The following is a 24,511-nucleotide window of genomic DNA, read 5'->3' as shown; positions in this document are numbered from 1 at the left end:
GGCTCCAGAAAGAGATCGGGAGCGCAGCATCGGGCTTCAATGGGCGGCTTTGAATGTGTGGGTGATGGATCGGTTACACCGCTGGCGTGCAGACGTGGTGATCAATGACAGTTATTGACGGCGAAATCGTGCGACCATTATTCAAGGATTTGTCATTGCCGCGCTGCTGCTGTTATTGGCACTGGGCTGGGTGGTTTATTTGCGAACCCTGGTCTGTAAACGTCAGCATGCTGAGCTGGCACTGAATGATCAGGCAGGCTCTCGATCAGTGTTTTTCCGTACAGCCTTTCTTGGGTCACGCCGTAGACATCAAGACAGCCCGCGTTGCAAAGCAGTAATCGTGCGTTTTGGTCGCATACACAAATAGGGTGAGGGGTTCCGTCGATTCACTACACGCGTAAACTCAAGCTGATCACTCAGGTGAAGTACTTAATTATCATTTATCATTCGGAAGCGTTGGCCGTCATCCGTCAAGGTGCTACGCGCAAACAACGCCGACTGCTGACGCTCCCCGACGGCCTGATTCTGACGATTTACCAGGAAGCCAAATAATAAGACGTGGCTCATTATTTGGCTGTTCAACTATTGCGCTTATCGTGTTTCCGCCGACATTTCTCTGGCGACAGCGTGAGTTCCGAACGGTAAATATGTACCGCTTTCGGCGCTTCAAACCCTAATTGGACGGAATTACCTCGAGTCGCGAGAACTCTGATTTTGATTTCGCTTCCCAGGCAGCCGGCGTCACCGATCTTAAGTGTAATAATTTTCATGTGCCATTTTTCCATGACGGGGTTTTCGTTCGTACATGCTCTAACGGGTATTCGCTTAACTTAAGTCAAAAATCATGAAAAATCTGCCGTGCTTTCTACTGAGCGCAACCCGCCGACCCAGGGTCGCTGCTTGTTGTGCTGGTTATTGTGAATCACTTGAAAGTAGGGTGTTTTAGGCTGAAAAAGCGTTGTGTTCGATTAGGCTAGACAAACCTTTATCAAGTGCTGGTCTGGGAGTCAGGACAGCCTATTTATTGTGTTCGCAAGGCAGCGTGTGTTACAGGTGGAAAAAGTAATGGAAACAATGACATGCGTTGTGCTGTGTGGTCGTTCGCGGGCAGCGGACGAAATAGCCGGTGTTTTAGAGGCGGAGTCTGTCAGCGTATTGATTAGCTCCCCCTGCGCAGTACAGATTTTCGAGGTTGCACGAAAACAGCTTCCGAATCTCGCGATTTTGGACATCGCGACTTTCAATATTGAAGGGATTCGGTTGATTAGGCAGTTACGCGACAGTAATCGTGAACTGAAAATTATTGTACTCACACAGCAGCACCTCAGACATTTTTCAGCGCGTTACAGGCGCTTGGGGGCGACAGTGTCGTTAAACGTATTAGATGATGTGCGCGGGCTGGGGTTCATCCTTCGGGCAGTACGTTCTGGGTATCATTATTTCGATTTTATTGAGGCTCCCCTCAAAACACGCGAGCGTTCATTTGCCAACGAAACTGATTTGATTGCTACGTTGACGGATCGCGAGATAATGGTATTTCAGGGGCTGGCGGCAGGATTGAGCAACAGGCAAATTTCCGAGCAGATGAGTGTGGGGAGTCGTCATATTAGTATTCATAAAACCAATATTTTTGAAAAAATGCTATTGCAATCAATAGCAGAGCTGCAAGCGCTGGCAATTCGCAACAGGATGGCGTGAGCCCTCTTCTTTATTGGGCGTAAGGTTATCTCTCAGCGGAATGACTCGCGAGATTCTATAGTAGCTGGATATTGTCCGGCTACCGGCCCATCCATGCGCGTCAAAAATAATGTACGTCGAAACATAGCCACCTTCTTGATTTCCCCAATCTGCTTGATCGCGGCCTGTCCTCGAAAGCACATATTTTTCAAAGTCAAACGAGCGCTTTCTGACCCCAAAAGGGTGTTCGACGTTGGCGCGTATAATTTCGCATCTCACCCCGGTATCGTCCATGTAGCTGCGAAAAACGCGGCGACTGGTGTTCGGAGATCGTGTCAAATCAGCGGGGCTTTTCAGCGCTCCCTTATGGGCACGTCGCGGCCTTTCAAACCTGGATATACTCCCACTCGTTACGTCTGCTATCGAGTGTTTCGGGGGATGCGTAGTATATTGACGCGATTGTAAGACAGACACGGGGTATTGACAGTAATGCAACCCATTGAAAGCGCCGATAGCAGTGCTTCACCGCCGATGGAGCCTGGGCATTTTACACTACGGCTCCATGAGGCTTCGCGGTATGCACAGTTTTCCCCCAACCAACATCTGCTGATGGTGAGTGATGGGCGTGACATCACCCGGCAGGAGTTGAGCTACAGCTCAAGCCGACTGCTTGAGCTGTTGATCTCGCGTGCGGATCTAATCGTCGATCGCGAGGAAATGTTTGGCTATGGCTGGCCGGGCAGGGTGGTGGGGCAGAACAGCCTGAACCAGGCCATTTCCAATATTCGTGACCTGCTGGGTGATGATGAGCATAGATCCATTATTCAGACGGTTCCCCGGCGCGGGTATCGTTTTAACTCGGCTTACCTCAGCGAGGACCGCGACGAGTTTATCATCGCAGATGACACCGACCAGGCCCCCTTGGTAGCGGCGGACGATGCCAAAGACTTCACACCTCTGGCGCAGAGCAAGCCGTTTTTTGCATTAAACCGTTTACCGCGGTTTACTAATCAACTGCTTGCGGCATTGACTATGGCTTTGGCGGTATCGTTGGCTTGGCGGGTCGACTGGTCGCTCTGGTTACAACAGGGGTTGTTCAGTACCAGTGAAACGCTGGGTGAGTTGGACGTTCAGTACGTATCGGAAAGTCCCGAAGAGCTGGCGCAGCTGCAGACCGATATAAAACCTTTGCGTGATCGTCTGCAAGCATTTGTTAAGCAGCCAGAAACAGTCATTTTCAATAAAATGCATGGCTTTTATGAGGTCGTCTGTATTGATCAGGGGCGTTCCGTGCAGTTTGTGACAGTGCACAAATCAAGGGTGTCCGAGTTAACGGATGAACAACTGAACAGGTGCGTGAATTGAAAGCGCTAAATATTCGCTGGACGATCACCTTGTGTGGATTGGCCATGGTTCTGATGTTGTTGCATGTTGCGTATTCAGCGCAGTCGAATAGGCAGATATTACAGGGTACGTTTTTCGCCTCTGGGGTGCTGATTATGAGCAACGGCACTGTGTATAACAGCAGCCTGCGCTTACAGTCCCATGGTTATAAATTGCACGATTTCGAAGAAATCAATAAAAGCAGCCAAGACTTTTCCCTGACTCAAGTGGGCAGTTTATTCGGCAATGCGCGATTTGTGACGAACCAGGAGCGAGACAATGAGTGGATTAAAGACAAGATCAACATAGATCGGGATATTGCCTTTAATTACGCTTATTATTCGAATGAATTTTCCAGGTTAAGTTTGTACAAAATTGGGGGGCGTATGGGCAGTCAATGTTTTTATTTTAAGGAGCTGGAGACGGTACGATGCTTTGGTGCAGAACGCTAGACGTATCTAATTGATACCGCTTTTCTAAGCCTTCGCAGGTGTCCTGTAGGATGCCTGTCATAGCCGGCTTTGGAGTACACCGTATGTGTTTATCGAAGCTTAAACATTAAGGTGTTGTCATCACGACCTAAGCCGAAAATAGCACCAGTGGCTGCCAACGGATCTTCCGATGCGGCGCCCCTGCCTTAGGCACTCGGAAAAACACCGGTGGTGCAACCGCGTATTTACAGGTAAACGCTAGGCTCTATACGAAATCAGCCGAAACCAATTTGAATTCCACCACCGTTGAAATTCATTAAAATCCGCGACCATCAAAGGCAGGAGCTCACGATGGCCAAACGGTATGAACTCCCCGACGCAGCCTGGAATTTGGTTGCAGATATATTCTATGGGCCACGCCGTAGCCGGCGCCTACGAACAGATGATCGCTCGATGCTCAACGGCATCCTTTGGGTACTCTGTTCTGGTGCTGCCTGGCGTGACATGCCGGAGTGCTTCGGCCCCTGATCAACGGTGTATCAGCGCTTTCTTGATTGGCGCAATCGCGGATCGTTTGAGCAAGTGCTCAAGCGGCTTCACATCAAGCTCAACGAGCATGGGTTAATCGATCTGGAGACCTGGATGATTGACTCCACCGCAGTACGAGCAACCCGGGCCTCTTCTAGTGCTGGGAAAAACGGGGCCTGAAGAACCGCAAGACCACGCACTAGGGCGCAGTCGGGGCGGCCTGACCACCAAGATTCACATGCTGTGCGATGCCAATGGCGTCCCGCTGAAGTTTCTATTATCGGGCGGACAGACCAGCGATATCGCTTACGCACAGCGCTTGCTGGATGAGGCGTACATACCCAGCTTGCGCGGTCGCCCGCGCAAGCGCTGCCGATGGTTGCTGGCGGATAAAGGCTATGACGCCGAAGCGTTGCGTCGGTACTGCGACCGGTATCGGATGCAGCCGATGATTCCTCTGCGCAGTATGAAACGTAAACCTAAGCCGCGATTGCGGCGACTATTTGACCGTCCCAAGTACCGCCAGCGCAACATCATCGAACGTATGTTTGGCTGGCTGAAGGAGAACCGCCGCATCGTGACGCGCTTCGATAAACTCGCGAAAAGTTACGCGGCGATGGTTTCGCTGGCCTGTGCTATGCGGTGTTTATAACATTACTTTTCGTACAGAACCTAAAGCCATCCAAGTTAATCGTTTAAAAGTTTATATGTGTGGTTGCTATGGGCGAGGTGGAATAATCGTATCACCAGTTCTGATGGAGGAGCTTGTTGTAATAAATTTTGCACCTATGTTAGCAGAGTGTTGAACTCCACAGGTCGAGGTAAGGTCAGAGGAGCAAAAGTAAAAGACCGAAACAACACCTTATGAGCCTCATAAAGCGTTGTCCCGGCCTAAATGGGTATGTGTCTATAAGGCTTAGCCACCACGCAAACGTAATACTAGGTGGAGAGTACTTCCTTCGTGGATATTATAATCAGAAATTGTCCTTCCATCTTCAAGCTGTTTTCCAGCAAAAATCAACCGTTGTTGATCTGGTGGAATACCTTCCTTGTCCTGAATTTTGTTTTTAAAAATTTCTACAGAGTCCGCTGGCTCGACGTCTAATGTTATAGTCTTTCCGGTGAGCGTTTTAACAAACACCTGCATCGCAAATGCACTGTTGCTGAGCATGAACAGTGTGCAAGACATTAAAACTGCTGAGGCAATGCCCATGCGCCGCTTTGGCTTTTTGAATGCTTCTGTTGTATCCATTTTATATCCTTGTTGGTTTCGCTGCAAATTTTGAGTCAGCGTGGCGCAATATAAGCAGAGGTGTTAAGGGAGGGGAGTGAAAAAGTGTAATTTATGATGCGAGCGTATGAATAGTGGCCTTTCAACAACCTCAGCTTGTGTTTTTACGCTTTGTACATAGAGCACTCCCGTGCTCAATTTTAAAATAAGATCTGTGGCGGTCTTATAGCCACGCTGTTTGCGTTCGAAGGTCGCGGCGAACCTCGAGGTCCCAAGCATCGCCCCGTAAAAACGGGCTGCAGGACTGGATCTGCTGACCTCCATAGCGTGGTGGCGATCAGCCTTCGGGAGGTAGAGATCGTGAATGATTGAGGCGGGCGCTTATAGGGCGAACCGCAAACCCGTTACCTGTGCCGCGCGTGAATACTGATGAGAATTGTGATTTTTAACAGGGTGTACAATCTTGTCTGGACGCTTTTGCCTAGTGGTTTCGCTAACGGGGAAATGTCGACTACAAGGTCCTACTATGTACCTACCGTGCATTTCGCTAATGCGATGTGGTTAGCACACCCCGTTTCTGCGTTGGGACGGTATAAATGGAGATAGATGACGATGAAGCGAAAAATAGTGTTGGCGGGCGTGAGCCTTATGGTCGTGTTGGTAGGCAGTGTTCAAGCAGGGCCTATTTCATGCCCTGCCAGGGATGATATTAAACTGAACGCGACCGCGAAAAATACCACCTATACGGCCCCCGTTCGTGCGGTACATGTTAATCATGTAGAGCATGCCCCGCAGTGGACGGGTGAAAGCCTGGTTGATCAAAAAGTCGATTTGAAAAAGCTGAATTTCAAAAAGGCTACCCTACAGGCGCAATCGGTTGCGTGTGACTATCAGGGTAAAACGAACGGTGACAGTGTCAGGATGACACTTAAAACGAAAACGACAGCGAAAGCCGTTGGCACGGCGTGGAAGGGCAACGAATGTCAAGGAGGGCAGTCTCCGGACATATGCAAGTTTGAATAGTCAACTGAGTAGTTTAGACGGGCTCCTATGAGCCCTATTTATGTATCGAACTTAGGGAAACAGCACAACGATGACACGTTGTTGTCATCTGGGGCGGCAGTCGCTATACCTGGGCCTATTACCCGGCAGGGATGCTTGTTGGTGGCACAGACCTGAGCGGTGGGATATGTTTAAGAAAAAGTACTGCCTTGTTATGATGGGTTATGACTGCCTTGTTATGATGGTTACGTTATTAAATGGCTGCGCTGCTGTCGTTCCTGACAGTATAAAGTCAAATCGAACCGACTATAACATAGCGATTCAAAGCATCAATGATCAAGAGTTGTTACTGAATATTGTCAGGGCGCGTTACAGAATCTGTACTTTACAACCGTTGAGCAGATAGCGGCGTCACAACAGCTGTTACGATCATCCAGTGTCGGATTCACGGCGGGCGTCGTAGATAATATGCCCTTGGTCAACTCTAATCTTTCCTCGTCGGTTATTAGCAAAGCGCGAAGTTCAATGCTAAACGTGGGGTTTGCTTCAGTGGCTTTAAATGAAAAGCCCACTATCTTTCTTTATGCACCCATTGATGGCGCAAAATTCGTTCGTCAAATGATGACGCCGATAAAGCCTGATATTCTGGTGCTGCTGATCAAGTCCGGGTGGTCAATCGACCGGGTTTTGATCCTCGGTGCGCAATCCATGAACGACCTGGAAAATGCGCCAACAACCAGCGGCCCGAAGCCCTCTTATGCTCCTGAATTTGCATAATTCCGGGAAGCGGCGCGGCTATTGCGAGATATGCAAAGAAAGCATCTGTTGAACATTGTGGTCAATGCGAGGGATAAATCCATTGGTGTAGCGTTTTCCAAAGCGTCGGAAAATACCGAGACGGCGATTAAAATAATGTCACTGCTAAAACTAAACAGTGACCTAAAGTATTTCAGGTTGGCTAATGAAACTCACCAGCAAGATAGAGCGAACGTGGTGGTGGTCACTCGACCAATCGCAGCAACGATTAATTATATATCGCAGAGGGTTCAGTTCTAAAAAGCAATATTGATGCCGGTACGGTGCGGCTCACCTTACAAGATGATGAGGGCACGCCATTTGACTGGCAAAGTTTATTGCGCGGTGTTTTCCACGTAGAAGAGTGCATGATGTTCCGGAGCTATCAAGTGTCAGCGTGTACTATAGAGGGAAATGGTTGTATATTTCCGATAATGATTTGGACAGTAAATCCAGTTTTATGCTGTTGACCCAGTCAATGGCGCTGCATTCCACCCCGCCGGAGTCCGGAACAGCGCTCACTTACTCGGTTGGGGGATGATCGAATTTCGCATGAGTGATTTTTGATGTTGTCGGCCATTTAAAATATTGACTGTGAGTACTTCTACTGGACGTGCCTGGGATTCACGGCTCTGAGCATTGCCTGGTCGGTTCACCTTGCGTTTAGATACGAGACTTTTATGAGCCTTACTTTTGCTTGCTTGCAAGAAGCCCAATTGTTTCTTGAACAGCACCCTGACATTGAGATGTTCGAACTGTTCATCCTCGACAATAACGGCGTACCGCGAGGCAAGTTCTTGCACCGTGACGAACTATTGGCGGTGTACGAAAGTGGTCGACCGCTGCCGAACACTATTCTGGGGTTGACAATCAACGGCGAGGATGTGGCGGACTCGGGTCTTGTCTGGGATGTGGGTGACATTGATTGCCGGTGCCTACCCGGTGAGCGGCAGTTTACAACGCATGCCGTGGCGGTTGATCCCGACGGCTGCGGTACAGGTCAGCATGCATCCGCAGGAAGGTATGCCCGCATCCGTGGCCGATCCCAGACATTTGTTGACCAAGGTGATTCAGACGTTGCAAGACGATGGGTATCACCCTGTGATGGCCGCCGAACTTGAGTTTTACTTGTTGGATCGTGAGCGCGACAGTCAGGGGCGTCCGCAACCGGCACGAGATAGTGATGGTGGCCGGCCGTTGACCACCCAGGTCTATGGCTTGCGTGAACTGGAACAAATTGAACCGTCCCTTGCCGATCCTTACAGCGGGTGCAAGTTGCAAGGAATTCCTGCGCGCACGGCGATTTCCGAGTATGCCCCGGGGCAAGTCGAAATTACCTTGGAGCACAGCAGCGACGCCTTGCAGGCGATGGATGAAGCTGTGCCCTATAAACGACTGGTAAAGGGCGTGAACCATAAACACGGGATGGTCGCGTGTTTCATGGCCAAGCCTTTTTACGATTTGGCCGGCACAGGCATGCACATGCATATCAGCCTGGACGACAAGGATGGCAATAACCTGTTCGCCAGCGACGCTCCCGATGGCACGCCCCTGTTGCGTCAGGCTGTGGGAGGCATGCTCACCACGTTGCTTGATTTGTTATTAATGTTCTGCCCCAACGCCAATTCTTATCGCCGCTTTCAGGCAAACAGCTACGCGCCTCTGGCGGCTACCTGGGGCGTGGATAACCGCACGGTGAGCCTGCGAGTACCGGGATGGCCTGCGTTTTCCCGGCATATCGAACACCGGATTTGTGGTTCCGATGCCAGCCCCTACCTGGCTGCAGCGGCAATCATCGCGGCATTCGCGAGCAACTTGACCCTGGCCCTCCGTTGGAGGGCAACGGTTACGCACAGGCCACCAGCGTTTTACCTACTGACTGGTTAACTACATTGCGTGCCCTGGAAGGTTCAGACTGGGCCCGGGACGCTTTTGGCGAGACTTTTCTGGGGGAGGGGGACCTGGCGATGAAGCGTGAAGAATATCGTCAATTTATGAGCGAGGTGGGGGAGCAGGACTGGCGCTGGTATTTGCCCCCGGCGTAAGCAAATGCGGCGAGTGATAAGTTATGAACGTGTCATCGCTTTTATCAGGCTATGAGTAAGCGAATTCAGCCATGCACCATAAGAAGCTTAATATTTATTTGGTCTTCGAACGTGAATAGGTGAAATGTGCGCGCTCAGTGTTGTAGATCTTGTCTATGCCGTTGTTTGAGTGGATAGTTGAGGTGCAAGACATTCCCGTAAATAAATTATTTTAAATTTGCTTGGAGCAATACGCATGACTATGGAAATCAAAAAAGTTTCGGCCGGTATTATTGCTATGCTTGCGGTGGTGGGTAACGCTTATGCAACCACAATGACATGCCCCGCTGTTGCCAGCATTTCGCAGACAAAAGAAGGTTCAGGATATGCTTACGTTGCATCTGCACCAGATGCTAAACGATGGGTGGGCGAAAACCCAATGGCCGCAGACGATGACCTGAAAAAGGTTCATTTCAAAATGGCATCTATTCAAAAAGAGTTTGTGGCTTGTGATTACGAGGGTAAAGATGATGCCGCGGTAAGAATGAGCCTTAAAGTAATGGCTAAGCCCGTCGGTAAGGCCTGGACTGGCAGTATTTGCAAAAACGTCAGCGAGTCTGTTTGCACATTTGAGTAACCAACCGGCTGTACTGCCCGGTTTTTAAATCGGGCAGTTCCATCCCTACCGTATTCTTCATACGGGTATCAGTAATGATTTACTCTTGTGAAGAACAACGTCGTTTAAATGATACACCAGTGTGTTAACCCATGTTGGCCGTTGCGCCCAAATAGTCAGGTTGTCTCAGCCAACGACTCTTCTATCGTAGGATCACCGCAGTCGAACCCATATGCGTACGCCGTGTCGACGAAGGCGATCTGTTTCATCATCGAAAGCATGCCTCGACCTACGGACGAGCGCAAGAGATCGGGTGCTCGCTTTCCTTTGCAGGAAGTAGTGATGAATGATCAGTAATTATCTGCCAGCGTGAGTCGCTCCAACGGTAGGAAATACTGTAACGTCCTTGCACCACAGCACCGGTTTTGGCAAAGGTCAGCGTATAACGGCCGGTATCGAGCGCGGTGTTGCAGCCCATGGCAATAAACCGTTGATTAATCTTGGCTGAAGGCCGACTCTCCAAAAAGTGCTGAAAGTAGTCCTCCTTCTCGACGGGTGTAAGGCGCGGCAACTGAGACAGGTCTGCAGCAGGTACGAGGAATTAGCATAGTTTCTGACCACGCGCTCCGCGCTGACGCGTGAGCAATGACTTATTCCAGCGATCAAACAGCGACATTATTTCTTGTTTAGTCGTGGACCTGCAGTACTCGGTGCGTGCTGTCTGGTATCCGGGCGGTGAGCTGTATTTAGTCACGGGAACACATCATGTGAAAGTCACGCAGGCAGCAAGGGCTGCAAGAGCCAGCGGTTTTATTCAAACGATCCTCTATGGTGTAGTTGTAAAGGCGAGGCGCGAGCCAGTTGAATAGGTATCAAGCAACGCTCATGACAGTGAGGCTGGCTGAGCGGCTTTACCTCGGGCGCAGCCTATTCTCGCCTGTTTTTCCAATTCGGTCGTTATAGCGTAGTTGTACTTAGCAAGTTGCGGGGGCAACTCATAATAAATCACTCTCCCGTGCTTAATTCTCGATGAGTACCCAGTGTTGTCAGGGCCGTTCGGGCTTTACCGTGAAATGCGGGTTTTTGTAGCACTGCCATTTCGTGGAACTAACGACGGGGTGTTTAGATTGGCGGCCTGTTCGATTAAGTAAAATGCACGATGATCAGGCTTTTAAAATATGGGCTTATCGAACGCTGAAGATTAAACGCTTCGAGGGCTGACGATTTGATTGTAAATAGGGCAGCTGTGAGGTATTAGCGGTGAACGGAGGTAGTCGGCAAGCCGAACCAAGCGCTAAGTTACGTGATGCTATTGGTGTAACGCGTAAAACATCGTGAATCACTCGATTGTTTCTAGCAAATGTCAAATTTAATACTAAAGTGTAGAGTGTGAGTGAGTTCCCCCTCTTGAGGCGCGGTTTGGATTTATACGCGCCTCTTTTTTATTTTATGTGATAATCCCGCGCGTGCTGGCCTACTTTAATTTTGGCGAGCAAGAGTGTGGCATTGCCTTAACCGGCAATTTCATCATATGTCGCGTGGACTGTCTTCAGGGCGGCATTAAGCAGTAGCGCACAAGGAGGCTCATCATAATCCGCTGTGAAATAAAGTGAAAGTTTGAATGTGCGGTGGTGATTCATGGTTTTTCATTTGAGGTTTTCCTGCTTGAGGCTAACTTCGATATGAAGTCGATATGAAGAAGATAAAGTTTTTTTTCTGGGCTCCGCGTATGGAGTTGAGAGTTGAGAGTATTGGTGGAGTGCAAGATGATGAAGAAATTAATTTCTTTAGGTTTGGTTTGGGCTACGGCGGTAGCGCTTTCGTCTGCTCATGCGGCTGATGCTTCTGATGGTACGATTAACTTCGCGGGCCAGATGATAGAGCAGACGTGTCAAGTCTCTATCAATGGTCAGGCAGGTGCTAACGCTACAATTATATTGCCAACAGTCACCACGGACAGCTTGAATGGACCTGGCACGCAAGGGCAAACCAAGGGAGATACGCTATTAAGGTTCACCTTGTCTGGGTGTGCGGGGCCGGCAACTAAGGCTCGCGTGTTTTTTGAAAATACGGGCTCCGCTGCGGTTTATCAAGTTGGTCCTTACGCGTTTAATTTGAGAAATACCAGCAGTGATAGCTCTGCTGCTACCGGTGTTGGGTTGCAGATATTTGATGCTACGGGTGCTTCAGTTAAGATGGGTGATTTAGGGCAGCGCAACCTTCCTGCAATCAATTTGGGGGCTGATATCGTTTACAGTGTTCGCTATCTCTCTGTGACGTTAGCAGCGTTGCCTGGGCCTTTTTCTGCATTAGCGACGTATTCAATAGACTATTTATAAATAATTCGAGGGTTGTTGGCTTGGGCTGTTTGTCGAGTTAGCTGTTGTAAATAACATTATTTCTGGAGGGATCAGAGTTTTTGAGTAGACTGCTTGTGCAGAAGGTGTTTTGCTTGAGCTGCGTCTTACTCGCTGTTGCTGAATAAGCACTGTCGTGCAGGATGCTATTATTGATTTTAGGTTTTATTAAGGAAGGATGCTCTTAAAATGAAAACTCAACTATTTGCTGCTTCGCTGTTGGTAGTCGCCAGTAGCTTTCAGTTCGCTAATGCTGCTTCTGATGGCACCATTAATTTCACTGGGAATATTTCCGGTGCGACGTGCCAAATTGCTGTCAATGCCGGATCTGCAACCTCGCCAGGAACGGCGAATGTTTCATCTGTCACACTGCCGAATATCACGACATCCGGTATGAACGTGGTTGGTACAACCAAGGGTGATACTGCGTTAAATATCAAGTTGAGCGCATGTAGCCCAGGCTCGGGGACTACCCCGGCAACAGCGAGTGTTTATTTTCAATCGGGAACTGGCGTAGCCACTGATGGCACTGGCAACCTTGTTAATACAAATACAGCGACAGGTGCGGCAACAGGTATTGCACTTCAACTGTTCGATTCGGCGGGCGTTAAAATCGTTCCGGGCACCAACGTTCAAGGTCAAGCCGCCCAGCCGGCGTTTCCGTCTGCGAGTGGAACTGTAACATTGCCTTTCGTTGTCAAGTATGTGTCGACTAGCACTGTGCCAACGGCGGGCGCTTACAGCGGTTCCGTCACTTACTCCATGTCTTACAATTAATCTGTAACGCTTAGCGGGCTGTTGTTGCACTGCAGGATACGTGCAACAACAGCTTATGGACAGAGTGTCGAGGAAGGATATGGTTTGCTCAATGTTGTTTCGTCAAGGAATGGCGACATTACTGTTGTCGATGCTGTGTGGGCATAGTTTCGCCAGCGTAGTGATCACAGGCACGCGTCTTGTCTACCCAGAGAAAACATCAGAAATCACGGTGTCATTAGAGAATAAAGGCGAGTTGCCCATCTTAGGGCAAACCTGGATGGACAGCGGCGATATGAATTCGACGCCCAATAACGCAATCGCTCCCTTTGTTTTGACGCCCCCCGTTTTTCGAATGGATGCCAATGCCGTTCAAAGCGTGCGCGTGAGATTGGTCGATAGCGACCTGCCAAAAGACAAAGAGTCGGTGTTTTATTTTAATTTGCTTGAAGTGCCGACCAAGTCTGAAACGCCATCCACTGGCAGTTCATTACAGATGGCTTTTCGCTCAAGGATCAAAGTGTTTTATCGGCCTAAAGCGTTAAACGGAACGGCCGCTGAAGCTATAGAACACCTTCAGTGGACAGTGTTGCGCGAGGGCAATGGCTTTGTTTTACAGGGGTATAACCCCTCCGATTTTTATGTCTCTCTGTCTGGGATCGCGCTGGTAGATGGCACTCAGAAGTTTACCTCCAACGCAGACATGATCGCGCCGCGAGAGCGTCACAATTTCGCCCTGCCGACCTTAAAGAAATTGCCGTCCCCTCATGGCAAGGTCGAGATCAGCGCTATCAATGACTGGGGCGCCTACGTGTCATCAACCCAACCGCTCACCCAATAATTTTAATAAGTCTGGAACTGTGTAGGCGAGTAATGCATGACGATTTCCTCTTGCTTATGGGCTAACTTTCAGGCTTGGCCTTTATGTGGGCGACGTTCACAGAAAAGTATTCTGGCTTGGGCGATTGCCGTCGGTATCCAACCGTTTTGTGAGTTCGACGCCTGGGCCGCGACGGTGCACTTTAACAGCGCATTTTTGCCGGAAGGCTCTGAGTATTTAGACCTCAGCCCTTTTGAGGCTGGTAATGCTATTGTGCCAGGTGAGTACATTGTTGATGTATTGGTCAATGAACAACCGTTAGGTCGTAAAATAATCCGTTTTATGGCTCAAGAGGGCTCGGACTCAACACCTTGTTTAAGTCCTGCGTTGCTCGATGAGCTTGGGGTTGTCAGACAAGCCTCGTCTGGAGTCACAGATGAGTGCATCCCTTTATCACAACGGGTAAGCGGTGCGAATGTATCGTTTGATGTACCAAGTCAACAGTTGCGGCTTAGCGTTCCACAGGCGGCCATGCGCCGAGACGCCCGAGGTTATGTCAACCCAGAGTTGTGGAATAGTGGCGCCACTGCTGGCACGTTTGCCTATAGCGCAAACGCGACCCGAACGCTCAAAGGGCAGGCCAGTGATACGGCGTACATGGGCTACAACTCGGGGTTAAACCTTGGCCAGTGGCGAGCGCGCTACGACGGCTCGCTCAGTTGGCAGGCGTCGCCGAACCAGTTAACCCACCAGGATCTCAATACTTACGTCCAGCGCGATATCACGACGCTTAAAAGCCAATTGACTCTAGGCGAAACATACAGCAATGGCGATTTGTTCAACTCGTTGAACTTTCGTGGTGTGCAACTGGCGACAGATGATCGCATGCAGCCACAATCGTTGAGAGGTTATGCGCCCATGATTCGTGGCATTGCCCGAACAGGCGCGCGGGTGGTGGTACGCCAGGCAAACAACATCGTACTTGAAACCCTGGTGGCTCCCGGTGCGTTTGTTATTGATGACCTTTACGCCAACGGTTATGCCGGAGACCTGGCGGTTACCGTTTACGAGGCCGATGGCAGCCAGCAGTACTTCATTGTTCCATACGCCTCGGTTGCCCAGTTGCTACGTCCGGGCGTTTCACGATTTAGCCTCACTGCGGGTGAAGTCCGTAAAGGTGCAATCGATAGTTCCCCATCCTTTATGCAGGGGACTTTTCAGCACGGCTTGAACAATACATTTACCCTTGAGGGTGGAGTTCAGGCCAGCGAAAAATATTGGGCATTGCTGACGGGGCTAGCGTTCAACACGCCGATCGGCGCTATGTCGCTGGACTTGACCCAGTCTCGTTCTCAATTTCAATCAGGTGCAGAGCAAGGTGAAAGCCTGAGGTTGTTGTACAACAAAGCATCTCCGGCGACAGGAAGTTATTTCAATGCCGCGTCTTATTGGTATTCAGAAAAGGGCGCGCAAAATCTGAACGACGCGTTACAGCGACTGGCATTTGACCGCCGTGTGCTTGACGGGAGGGCGTATCAGCGAGTGAGCAACCGTTACCAGATTCAGGCATATCAGAGTATGGGGGCGTGGGGTCAGTTGGGTGCCAGTGCCGAGATTCAGCACTACCGGAACGCCTCAGGGCGCGATGTGCAATACCAGCTGAACTACGCCAAGCAAGTTGGCAGAGTCGGTGTGGATTTGAGTGCCATTCGCAGTGCATTTGGTATCGACAAAATGCAAAACAGCTATGTGCTGACGCTTAATTTACCCTTCGAGTTGGGAGATCGCCAAAGTTACTCGCAGCTCAGGGCCAGTGTAGGGCGTGACGTAGCGGGGCACTTCAACGAAAACCTCAATTTAAGTGGTACAGCTGGTGAGAACCATCAATACGGCTATGGAGTGGGTATGCAACATGATGGTGCAGGGGGGACAACGGGGAGCTCGGCGCAAGGACAGTATTTGGGCAGCCGTGTGAGTACCGCAGCCAGCTATAGCCAGGGAGCCGGGTATTCGAGTTTAGGCGTTTCTGCCTCGGGCGGCGTTGTTGCGCATTCCAATGGCGTGACATTCACGCCCTATTCGATTGATACCATAGCCGTAGTCAGTGCGCCGGGCGCGCAGGGTGCTGAAGTGGTGGGGTATCCAGGGGTGAAACTTGATGGTCAAGGTAACGCGGTGGTGCCTTATCTGCGGCCCTATGAATTTAATGACGTTGGTATTGACCCCATTGGTGCACCGATGGACGTAGAGCTAGCCAGTTCCATTCGTAAGGTGGCTCCGCGGGCGGGAGCGGTACTGGCCGTTGATTTCGCGACAACGACGGGCCGTAGTGTACTCATCAAAGTTAAGTCGGTTGACGGCAAGGCATTGCCGTTTGGTGCCAACGTCAAAAATCGTGCGGGCAATTCTTTAGGAATGGTGGGCCAGGGTGGTCAGTTGTACGCCCGTGTTTCCGACGATGATGAGCAATTGTTTGTGAGTTGGGGACCAAGTGCCGAGCAGCAGTGCACGCTATCGATTGGCAAGCAAGATAAGGAACGCCATTCGCCGCAATTGCAGGACGCTCTTTGTAAGCCTGTACAACACTAGGTCCTATTACATATCAAGGAGACGCAATGTACTGGAGAGCAAGCGTGCGCTATAGCGTGATGCTGACAGGGTTGCTCGCTTCGATGAACGCCATGGCGGATTGTTCATTTGTGAGCGGGGCACAAAACGCGACTATGACATTTCAGTTTCCAAAAATTACAGTCGGACGTAATGTGCCAGTTGGCGCTGAGGTGTATCGGCAGGATTTCGTCCCCGGCAGTGCGATTAAACTTAACTGTTTGCTGAATGTTCTCCCCTACCTACTGATAAAAAAACTATCGGGGACCGCAATGTTATCCGGTTTTGGGCCTGGTGTTTACAGCACGGGTGTGACGGGGATAGGCGTGAAGTACCTGGACAGCAGTAATGGCAATCAGACGCTTCCCACAACGGGGCTGTCATTGTTGCAGTGCGTGCTAACCGCGTGTCCCCTTACCCTGCAAGATGAGTTGAGATTTACAGTTTCGTTTATCAAAACCAGCGACACCGTAGTGCCTGGGACTCTTCAAGGAAGCGCATTGCCTGCAGTGCAAAACAATTTTGGGCTGTTCGCTTTGCAGTCACCGATATTGACCGTGACGTTGTCCGGAGGATTACAGGTGGTCTCTCAAACCTGTCAAACGCCCAACGTGACGGTGCCTATGGGGACCCGTAGGCTCAGTGATATTAGCGGCACCGGCTATACGGAATGGCAGCGCTTTAGCATTAGTTTGAACAACTGCCCACCCTTTTATGGAAGCTATTCGCTGGGCAGTTCCAACACGATTGGTCATAAGCTCAACAGCATTACATTTCAACTCGATCCGACGAAGGTGGGTTTACCTGCGCAGGGGATTCTAAATCTCAATAGCACGGGGCTAAAGGATGTGGCGGTAGCCCGAGGCATTGGATTACAGATTGCCTTGGATAATGAGCAGCCTATCGTACTGTCGACGCCTATCCAAAGTGGAATTACGATAATGTCGGTGAGTGCCGGTTATGCCATCAACCTCAAGGCTCGTTACGTAAAGCTTCCGGGGCAGACACCGACAAGTGGTACCGCGAATGCGACCGCCACCTTCACGATGAATTATCAATAAGGCATGCAGCCAACCTTAATGTGACTATTTTATGGCCGACCGGTTATCTGAATCGTAAGGCTGTATTGTTAACTTACTCATCGTCAGTATTCGAGGTCACCGGGCCAGCACACTTATGAAGCGCCGATATGAAAGCGTTAATGCGTTTTGTGATATTGGGTTAAATGAGTGGAAATCATGTACTGATTCCACGTTGGCCTGTCGAGCATCAGCTACAATTAGAAGGTAAGCCGGAAAATTTATATTAAGTAAGCAGCGATACATAACAGACAGAACAGTTAGCGTTATAGCCTAACCATTTTTGAGTGGAATGAAGACGGTCATGAATAACCAAGACACTAATTCGCATGAAGATGCATACGTAGTCCCTAGCCATAAAAAAGATACCGCTTTAGCCATTATTAAGGCGCATTGTCCTGCAATCATAGAAGCCATAAAAGGAAAGGATAAATTTCTGTGTGAAACCGCTGAGTCGACATTATCCTGGGTGGTATTTAATCTTCCAAGCGCGGATTTGGACTATGCAATTAGAGCTATCTCTGACGCCGAGGTTGCTCCTGTTGCCCAGCTTGAAAAGGCTGAAGAGCGCTTTTTGGAAATTAAGCGAATCATCCTAAAGGCTAGGGGTGATGCAGATGTCGAGGTCGTCACCGAAGAGAAAATTAAAGCCTATGCATTTAATATTTACACGGCCATCAACAAAGTGGATGAAGAAAAGCGAATAAAGCGTTCAGCGGAACAATCATTGAGTGTTGCATTGCTTGGAAAAAAAGGAGCCGATTTTTCTTTTCTGAAGAAATTTATTACTGATAAAGTTCAAAATGAAGAGGATTGGGTTGTCGAGCGTCTCAGAGAGGCCGAATTGTACTTTATTGATCAGAGTTCACTGATTCGATCTGTCATGTCAGATTATGAGACCGCTCAACAAAATGGCACGTCCTCCATCGTCAAGTCAATCCAAATAGGCGTGTCACGATATAATATTATTTTTGTTCTCTTGTTGATTGTCGGCTTAGCGTGGTCAGCGACCAATTTGCCTCAACAGGCGCTGGCTTTGATTTCCGCAAGTATTGGTGCTGCTATTTCTCACTTGCTGGCAGAGCGAAACATGGTGCTTGGTCAAAAAAGACAAAAGGAGAGCGGTGATGAATATAGTAAGTGAATTGCGTTTAATGCAAGTATTCACGGATAAGAGAGCAATGTATAACTGAAGTGGCGTGCGGCGGTAGATGTCGTTTTTTCAGTTGCGCCAGCTGCATTATATATTGTGTGCTTTGTTGGTTTAGATAAGGTGAATTTTTAACTAATGTAGTTGGAATGCTTTCAGGCATGTTTGCATCTTTTTGTGCTTTAGAGTAAAGGTGTGAATAAGGCTGTGGTCATCCGTTAACTAAAATAAATTGCTGGACGTATTGGTTGTTTATGAACCCTGTGTTTGTGTAAACCCGTCGTGGTGTTTCCTGAGTTTGAAGTTGGTCAGGATGAGATGGTTGACGTTATCTGTAAAGCCTTTCCAGCTTAGGATATTTTAGCTAGCGCTTTAAAAATGATCAGTTACTGGGTTTGGTATGCCATCACTCACGGCAATGTTAATAAATGATCTAGGGCTAAGCTTGAACACTCGATAGTTTCCCATTGCACAGCTTGGCTGTTCGGCTGGCGTTGCGGCAATTAACATATTCGGAAAATTCAGTTACCCATGATAACTATTCATGTCATGATGACGTCCTTGCTGATTCATTGCATTCGACTACAGTTGCTAACGTTGATTGAGTTTGGCCCCGAGTGTATTTTTTCAAGCTGTTAATTAATTGCGCGTGATCACAAATACTTTCCTTAATTGTATTTCCCTTGAAGAGGGTAAGAATGCTGAGTAAATCAGAAGCAGTGTTGGTAGCAAAATCAGCCAGTGATGGGTTGGACCGTGCCATCAATTACTGGACTCAGATCGGACATCTAATGCGAGCGCCTTTTGCAGAAACTAAATGTTCTATTCGCTCAGCTGTTACGCCGGCACCCAGCCTTGTAAAAAGTTTCATTCCCGGTCATCCTTTTATTGAGGAGGAACATCCGGAGGTCGATGAATTTATTGCTTTAGTTGTTGATATGCGAAACTCATCTGGCCGCCTGAAAGGCGGCGATGTGTTCCCGCAAATAGACAGTGGCATTCAGCGTGTTTATTACGAAACCTCTGCGTTGTTACCGGCTTTGGCGCAAACGGTCCTTTTGAATAACGGGCATGTCACGGAGTACTTGGGTGATGGTGTGCTAGTTTTATTTAAAGTCGACGCTACAGCGCGTGAGAGCAGTATGAATGATGCCTATGACGCAGCGTATAACTGTGTGCACGACACACGTGCTATCGTGAATGAATTGCTGTATAGGCGTTTTTCTCTACCAGGACTGGATCTTGGTGCGGGACTTTCGATTAGCCAAGCGCTTATAACCTTTGTTGGGATAGCGGGTAATCGGCAGGCCAAAGCAATTGGGCGGTGCGTTTGGGAGGCGTCAAAGTTGAGCGTTGGCGTAAATAGTATTTATGTTTCGTTGTTGTTTCGTGAGTTATGGTCTCACGCGGAAGATCGCAAGCTGATGTTTAGAAAGGCAAAGGCACCAATTGATGGTTTTCTTGTTTGGTAAGGGGGAAAGTTTAGATTGTTATCTCGGTACAAGCGGTCATGATTAGGATAGGGCGGCATCCCAGTTGCATAATTGATGGTTTATATCTACAGTTGCCCGCACTTGTCGATTGTGATGGAGGCGTCAGTCTTTCCTGATTGGCTGCCTTTTGATTCGATCGTGCGAACTACGTTCATGCCCTCAACGACTTCGCCTAATACCAAGTGCTTGCCTTCCAACCAAGAGGTGGCGATTGTAGTGATAAAGAACTTACTGCCGTTGGTGTTGGGTCGGGCGTTAGCCATGGACAGCTCTCCTGGCTTGTCTTGTATGTATTGAAAGTTTTCGTCTTCGAACTTATTGCCATAAATCGACTTACTGCCAGGACCATCGCATATAGTAAAATCGCCAACTTGAGGCATAAAGTTCGGGATGACACGATGAAGTTTTGATCCGGCGAATCCGAATCCTTTTTCGTTAGTGCACAATGCTCGAAAGTTTTCTGCGGTTTTCGGGGTGATGCCGTTGTACAACGACATGAAGATACGACCTGCTGAAGCGCCGACGATAGTAATATCGAAATATACCGTTGTTCTAGCCATTGCATTACCTGTCCTTTGTAATTTCCGTTAGGTTATTTTTTAGGTTATTTTTTTTGCCAATATAAAGTAAAGGGTTTTTAAGAGCTAGAGAACTTAAAAATCATCATATGATAGGTCCTCCGATGATCAATGATAACTCTTCATGGGTGACTATCAAAAACAATACTTTATCACTTGGTAATTTTCATCATTCTGCTGAAATCGTTTTCGTTCCCTGTGCAGCGTAACTTAAGACTAAAGAATGGCAGTCGGAAAGAAATCTCAAAAGACAAATCGGTATGCGTGTTCAGCTACTCTAGTCATGGCAGTCATGGTGGCCCTCTCAAAACCGTTATTGGCTGATTCATTAGCTCCTCATGAAGCCAATCACGGCAATCCCAATATTTTGCTGCAAATCGTTCAGTCTTGCTTGAACATTTTTTCTGATTCGACAGAAGCCCAGTTTCGACAGAAGCCCAGTTTATGAAGTGTCCAACGTTGCCAGTTTTTTTGATATGAGCGATGCAATCACCCAGCCCAATAATAAAACCATTGCATGCTCAACCGATGCTCGATTGAAGGCTGCCACAAGATGTGAAGGCAGGATGCATTTTTGGAATGAACGATTCAGGCATTTTTTCCCAAGCGTCAGAGCGTCGTGACCCCAGCTCTGCTTTTGCGCGATACCTGGCGATTCAGGACGTCAAATGTGCAATTGCGCAAAAGCTGCGTCTGAAAGGACAGATGCGTTTGCCCATGGCTTGGTCATACCCAGAGACCCAATGACGGGGGGTGAAGAGCAAGAGAAGTTTGCCTTTTAGCACGATGTACGGGCTTTAGCATGGAATCTCGGCTTCGAAAAGATGCACCCAGACGCACTAGTACTTGTTGCTAATCCTCCTATTCCAATGCGCTCGTAAAATCAACTTCACATCCACATGGTTCAGCTTAGGCCTGGAGTCCGGGAGGCCATGGATATGGAGCGTCATACCGCTCAATGCTCGGATCAGGAAGGCCTGGACGGATGTGTTTGGGACAAGGTTGTTTCTCTTGCACAAACGGCTGGTTATGTTCCGACAATCGATCAGGGCTATGGGTCGCAGTGATGAGATCAACCGAGAACGACGGGTGGACCATTGCCGTAGTAGGGCCGACGGTTAGCCCGGAAGAAAAGTTCACCATCACCGGTTGCGATGCCCACGACAAACTTGAGTGTTCGCTGCCAACGGCGCAATTGCAGTAACCGCTCAAAGAAGAAATTCGGGCTTTAGCTTCAATCCGTACCGGGTCGAATTTAAATGCAGTTCCGCTGCGGACGCTTGTAAACGGCTGTTATTTAGATCGGATCTTGAGTCATAAGACTTATATATCTATCCGCGGTCTCCCCAATAGCTGTTGGGCCTGCAAGACTCCCCGGCCAATTCATCGTTCTCCAGTAGGCGCCGCAAATTGGCACAGGATTGTGGTACTGAGGCGGTGATTCATCCATCGCCGGATTCCTATGGCCGACCAGTGAGCTATTCACTTGTAGCGCGGTGGAACACGCCGTCGGGAAGAATATTGAAGCGCGCAACACCTTGGTCCTGCACATCGAAAACTTATAAACATGCACGAAGAGAGTGGAAAACGGCTGATTGATTTCAGTGAATCAAAGTGAATTGTTGTGAATTTGCAACTATTGCCTTGCTGAATATGCGGCGATCTCTAAGCTCTATCACTATTTAGCTAGCTAGGCACGCATGTGCCAATTACACCTCAGACTTTCAAAGGATTGCACTAGTTGACTAACTCTTCTATTCATAATGTGTTCCCGCACAATATTCCAAACGGATCTGTGAGTTCTACCGCTGGTCCAATGTTACGAGTGCTATCGATGTATGGGCGTATTCCTTTGGCGTGCTTATTTGCCTTTTCCGGGCAAGGTATTTTGAGCGCCAGTGCTTTTGCGTACTCAACGCCTGCCATCGAAATGGATCTTTCGGTATCGAGCACCGAGATCCCAGGCGCCGCAGGCACCACCGGTACCACAGGGGCCTGGGATAGCACGACCTTATCGCAATTGAGTGCATCGGGTGGCGATGGTGCGAATGGCGGGCAAAGCACAGACGGCAATAGCGGTAGCCCAGTGGGTCAGGGCGCTGCAGGTTCCGCTGGCGTGCTTACTCAGACAAACAATGGTGGTGATGGTGGTGATGGCGGCGCCGGTGGCAACGGTGCTGACAAACTACACTTGGTTGGAGGCTCCACGGGTAGCGGCGGCAAGGGTGGCAATGGGGGCGCAGGTGCAGACGGCGTGCAAGGAGGTAAGGGCGGTAACGGTGGAAATGGTGGCAAAGGTGGTGCCAATGGTGCCACCAACGTCCTTAATAGCGTCGGAGACCGGGGCGATGGCGGCAATGGCGGCGACGGCGGTAAGGGCGGGGCTGGCGTACAGGGTGGGCTTGGCGGTAATGGCACCCAAGGCGCGATTGGTGGTGAAACGCTAGATAGCGCCTCGCTTACGTTGACTGGAAATGTTTCTGGGATGCAGGGGGGGGATGGCGGCCAAGGCGGTCAAGGTCAGGATGGCGGCCAGGGCGGCACCGGTGGGCAGGCCGGTGGGCTCGGTGCTTTGAATTTCTCCCCGTTTGGTAACACCCCTATGAATGCCAACGGCGGCAATGGGGGCAACGGCGGCGACGGTGGAGATGGCGGAAAGGGCGGGAAAGGCGGTAACGGTGCCGACGGTGGTAATGGTTTCGAGATCAATCATACCGGAGTAACTGTAAGCAACTCGGGCACCATTATCGGTGGCAAGGGTGGTGCTGCTGGCTTGGGTGGAGCGGGTGGGGCGGGTGGCCAGCACGGTGCTGGAGCCGCGGGAGGCTCGAACGGTGGCGTTTCGGGAAACAACGGCACTGACGGTCTTGCTGGAGCGCTGGGTGAGTCGGGTGATTTTGCCGGCCAGGGTGGCAATGGCCTGTTGATAAATGCCGAGAGCTCTACCTTTTTTAATCTGGGTAATGTTGTCGGAGGAGACAATGGTGGCATTTCCACTTCCGGCCTTAATTCCAATCAGTTCGGTAACGCCATCTTTGTAACGGCAAACAACAGCACCATCATCAACGCCGGCACTATTAGTGCGGGTTCCGACGGCATGGCAATTAATTACGAACCGGGTACTGCTAATGCCACCCTTGAGCTGCACGGCAGTTCGGTCATTAATGGTCTGGTCAATGCCGCGAATGTCACTGACGCCACGTTGACCCTGGGCAATAGCGCGAGTGCGTCAAACACTGTGTTTGATCTGAGTACGATCAGTGATACTCAAAATAACTCGAGTCAATTTATCGGCTTTCATCATTTCAGCCTGAATGGTGGGAGTGTATGGCAGCTAGAGGGTACAACTGACGTCGCGACCAATTGGATTGTTACCGAGGACAGTACTCTGAGTATTACGGCTGCCGAAAACCTTGGTAACGGTCAGAACGTAACGCTCAACAACGGTACGTTGTCATTGCTCAGCCCGATTCAGACGACCCAATCCCTTACGGTAGGAGGCGGGGTTAATAACCACATCAATCTCAGCCTCAACAGCATGAATAGCATGGCTCACGTTGATGGTAACGGGTCGCCAGATAGTCAGATTACCGTGAACGGCGGTGGTCAATTGAGTTTACTGGGCAATAGCAGTGATTACCTGGGGGCTATTAATATCGGCCAAAACACCACTTTGCAAGTAGGTGATGGCACGGCTGCACAACTGGGTAGCGGCCAGGTAGATATTGCTGACGGCGGTCTGCTGCTGTTCAACAGCAGTCAAGCCGTAACGCAAACCGGTGCTCTCAGCGGGGAAGGTGGACTGACCCAAAACGGCCTGGGCGTATTAACCCTCACCGCCGCGAACAGCCACACCGGGCACACCACTATCGGGGCGGGCTCGACGATTGCCGTGAATACCGGCGGCGCGCTGGGTGCCGGTCAGGTGGATATTGCCAATGGCGGTCTGCTGCTGTTCAACAGCAGCCAAGCCGTGACGCAATC

Annotated in this window: 18 protein-coding genes and 2 pseudogenes; 16 read left to right on the top strand and 4 right to left on the bottom strand. The window is 49.7% G+C overall.

The genetic code is table 11. The features are described 5' to 3' along the window. Positions 1-152: 152 nt before the first annotated feature. The gene (locus tag AC3WP7_RS29700) at positions 153-386 is read right to left on the bottom strand and encodes a PAS domain-containing protein (protein ID WP_102593294.1); all 234 of its coding nucleotides are present in this window, start codon (positions 384-386) and stop codon (positions 153-155) included. A gap of 192 nt (positions 387-578) precedes the next feature. After that, positions 579-770 (bottom strand): carbon storage regulator, encoded by a 192-nt coding sequence (locus tag AC3WP7_RS29695; protein ID WP_158243819.1) that lies wholly within the window; start codon positions 768-770, stop codon positions 579-581. 295 nt (positions 771-1,065) lie between these two features. On the opposite strand from AC3WP7_RS29695, the gene AC3WP7_RS29690 reads away from it, so the two are divergent. The 4 genes and pseudogenes from AC3WP7_RS29690 to AC3WP7_RS29675 all read left to right on the top strand — a co-directional run bounded on the left by AC3WP7_RS29690 (position 1,066) and on the right by AC3WP7_RS29675 (position 4,671). Further along, entirely contained in the window at positions 1,066-1,698 is a 633-nt protein-coding gene (locus tag AC3WP7_RS29690; protein ID WP_102593296.1) for a response regulator transcription factor, read from the top strand. Between the two features lie 468 nt (positions 1,699-2,166). After that, the gene (locus tag AC3WP7_RS29685) at positions 2,167-3,042 is read left to right on the top strand and encodes a winged helix-turn-helix domain-containing protein (RefSeq protein WP_102593297.1); all 876 of its coding nucleotides are present in this window, start codon (positions 2,167-2,169) and stop codon (positions 3,040-3,042) included. Continuing rightward, complete coding sequence (locus tag AC3WP7_RS29680; protein ID WP_146012723.1) at positions 3,039-3,512, top strand: hypothetical protein; 474 nt, start codon at positions 3,039-3,041, stop codon at positions 3,510-3,512. Before AC3WP7_RS29685 ends, AC3WP7_RS29680 begins: the two co-directional genes overlap by 4 nt. Positions 3,513-3,842: 330 nt before the next feature. Beyond that, positions 3,843-4,671 (top strand): annotated as a pseudogene (locus AC3WP7_RS29675) (IS5 family transposase). 264 nt (positions 4,672-4,935) lie between these two features. Here the strand turns inward: AC3WP7_RS29675 and AC3WP7_RS29670 are convergent. After that, the gene (locus tag AC3WP7_RS29670; RefSeq protein WP_207240314.1) at positions 4,936-5,271 is read right to left on the bottom strand and encodes a ubiquitin family protein; all 336 of its coding nucleotides are present in this window, start codon (positions 5,269-5,271) and stop codon (positions 4,936-4,938) included. A 585-nt stretch (positions 5,272-5,856) separates the two neighbouring features. On the opposite strand from AC3WP7_RS29670, the gene AC3WP7_RS29665 reads away from it, so the two are divergent. The 11 genes and pseudogenes from AC3WP7_RS29665 (at position 5,857) to AC3WP7_RS29615 (ending at position 19,928) form a co-directional block, all read left to right on the top strand. Next, positions 5,857-6,273: a DUF3757 domain-containing protein gene (locus AC3WP7_RS29665; protein ID WP_102593189.1), complete on the top strand. Its 417-nt coding sequence runs from the start codon at positions 5,857-5,859 to the stop codon at positions 6,271-6,273. Positions 6,274-6,720: 447 nt separating this feature from the next. Next, positions 6,721-7,029, top strand: a complete 309-nt coding sequence (locus AC3WP7_RS29660; protein WP_146012717.1) for a hypothetical protein — start codon at positions 6,721-6,723, stop codon at positions 7,027-7,029. 698 nt (positions 7,030-7,727) lie between these two features. Continuing rightward, a pseudogene (locus AC3WP7_RS29655) lies at positions 7,728-9,092 on the top strand (glutamine synthetase family protein). A 235-nt stretch (positions 9,093-9,327) separates the two neighbouring features. Then, on the top strand, positions 9,328-9,708 hold the full coding sequence (locus tag AC3WP7_RS29650; protein WP_102593192.1) for a DUF3757 domain-containing protein: 381 nt from the start codon (positions 9,328-9,330) through the stop codon (positions 9,706-9,708). A gap of 1,745 nt (positions 9,709-11,453) precedes the next feature. Continuing rightward, entirely contained in the window at positions 11,454-12,026 is a 573-nt protein-coding gene (locus tag AC3WP7_RS29645; protein WP_146012718.1) for a fimbrial protein, read from the top strand. 207 nt (positions 12,027-12,233) lie between these two features. After that, positions 12,234-12,821 carry a fimbrial protein gene (locus tag AC3WP7_RS29640; RefSeq protein WP_102593194.1) on the top strand — a complete coding sequence of 196 codons (588 nt, stop codon included), beginning with the start codon at positions 12,234-12,236 and terminating at the stop codon, positions 12,819-12,821. Positions 12,822-12,912: 91 nt separating this feature from the next. Beyond that, a complete protein-coding gene (locus AC3WP7_RS29635; protein WP_256579987.1) occupies positions 12,913-13,641 on the top strand; it encodes a fimbrial biogenesis chaperone in 729 nt (242 codons plus the stop codon). A gap of 36 nt (positions 13,642-13,677) precedes the next feature. Next, positions 13,678-16,209, top strand: a complete 2,532-nt coding sequence (locus AC3WP7_RS29630) for a fimbria/pilus outer membrane usher protein (protein ID WP_102593195.1) — start codon at positions 13,678-13,680, stop codon at positions 16,207-16,209. A gap of 44 nt (positions 16,210-16,253) precedes the next feature. Then, on the top strand, positions 16,254-17,288 hold the full coding sequence (locus AC3WP7_RS29625) for a fimbrial protein (protein WP_158243794.1): 1,035 nt from the start codon (positions 16,254-16,256) through the stop codon (positions 17,286-17,288). Positions 17,289-17,610: 322 nt separating this feature from the next. Then, positions 17,611-18,450, top strand: coding sequence for a hypothetical protein (locus AC3WP7_RS29620; protein ID WP_102593197.1), 840 nt, complete (start codon positions 17,611-17,613; stop codon positions 18,448-18,450). A gap of 704 nt (positions 18,451-19,154) precedes the next feature. After that, positions 19,155-19,928 carry a hypothetical protein gene (locus AC3WP7_RS29615; RefSeq protein WP_102593198.1) on the top strand — a complete coding sequence of 258 codons (774 nt, stop codon included), beginning with the start codon at positions 19,155-19,157 and terminating at the stop codon, positions 19,926-19,928. Between the two features lie 86 nt (positions 19,929-20,014). On the opposite strand, the gene AC3WP7_RS29610 is transcribed toward AC3WP7_RS29615, so the two are convergent. After that, on the bottom strand, positions 20,015-20,509 hold the full coding sequence (locus AC3WP7_RS29610) for a peptidylprolyl isomerase (RefSeq protein WP_102593199.1): 495 nt from the start codon (positions 20,507-20,509) through the stop codon (positions 20,015-20,017). A gap of 1,852 nt (positions 20,510-22,361) precedes the next feature. On the opposite strand from AC3WP7_RS29610, the gene AC3WP7_RS29605 reads away from it, so the two are divergent. After that, on the top strand, positions 22,362-24,511 hold a 2,150-nt coding region (locus AC3WP7_RS29605; RefSeq protein WP_492599332.1), incomplete at its 3' end, for a beta strand repeat-containing protein.

Source organism: Pseudomonas sp. FW305-3-2-15-C-LB1 (genome assembly GCF_058787615.1).
Note: the sequence above shows the minus strand (reverse complement) of the source record. Positions and strands in the feature narration are given on the sequence as shown.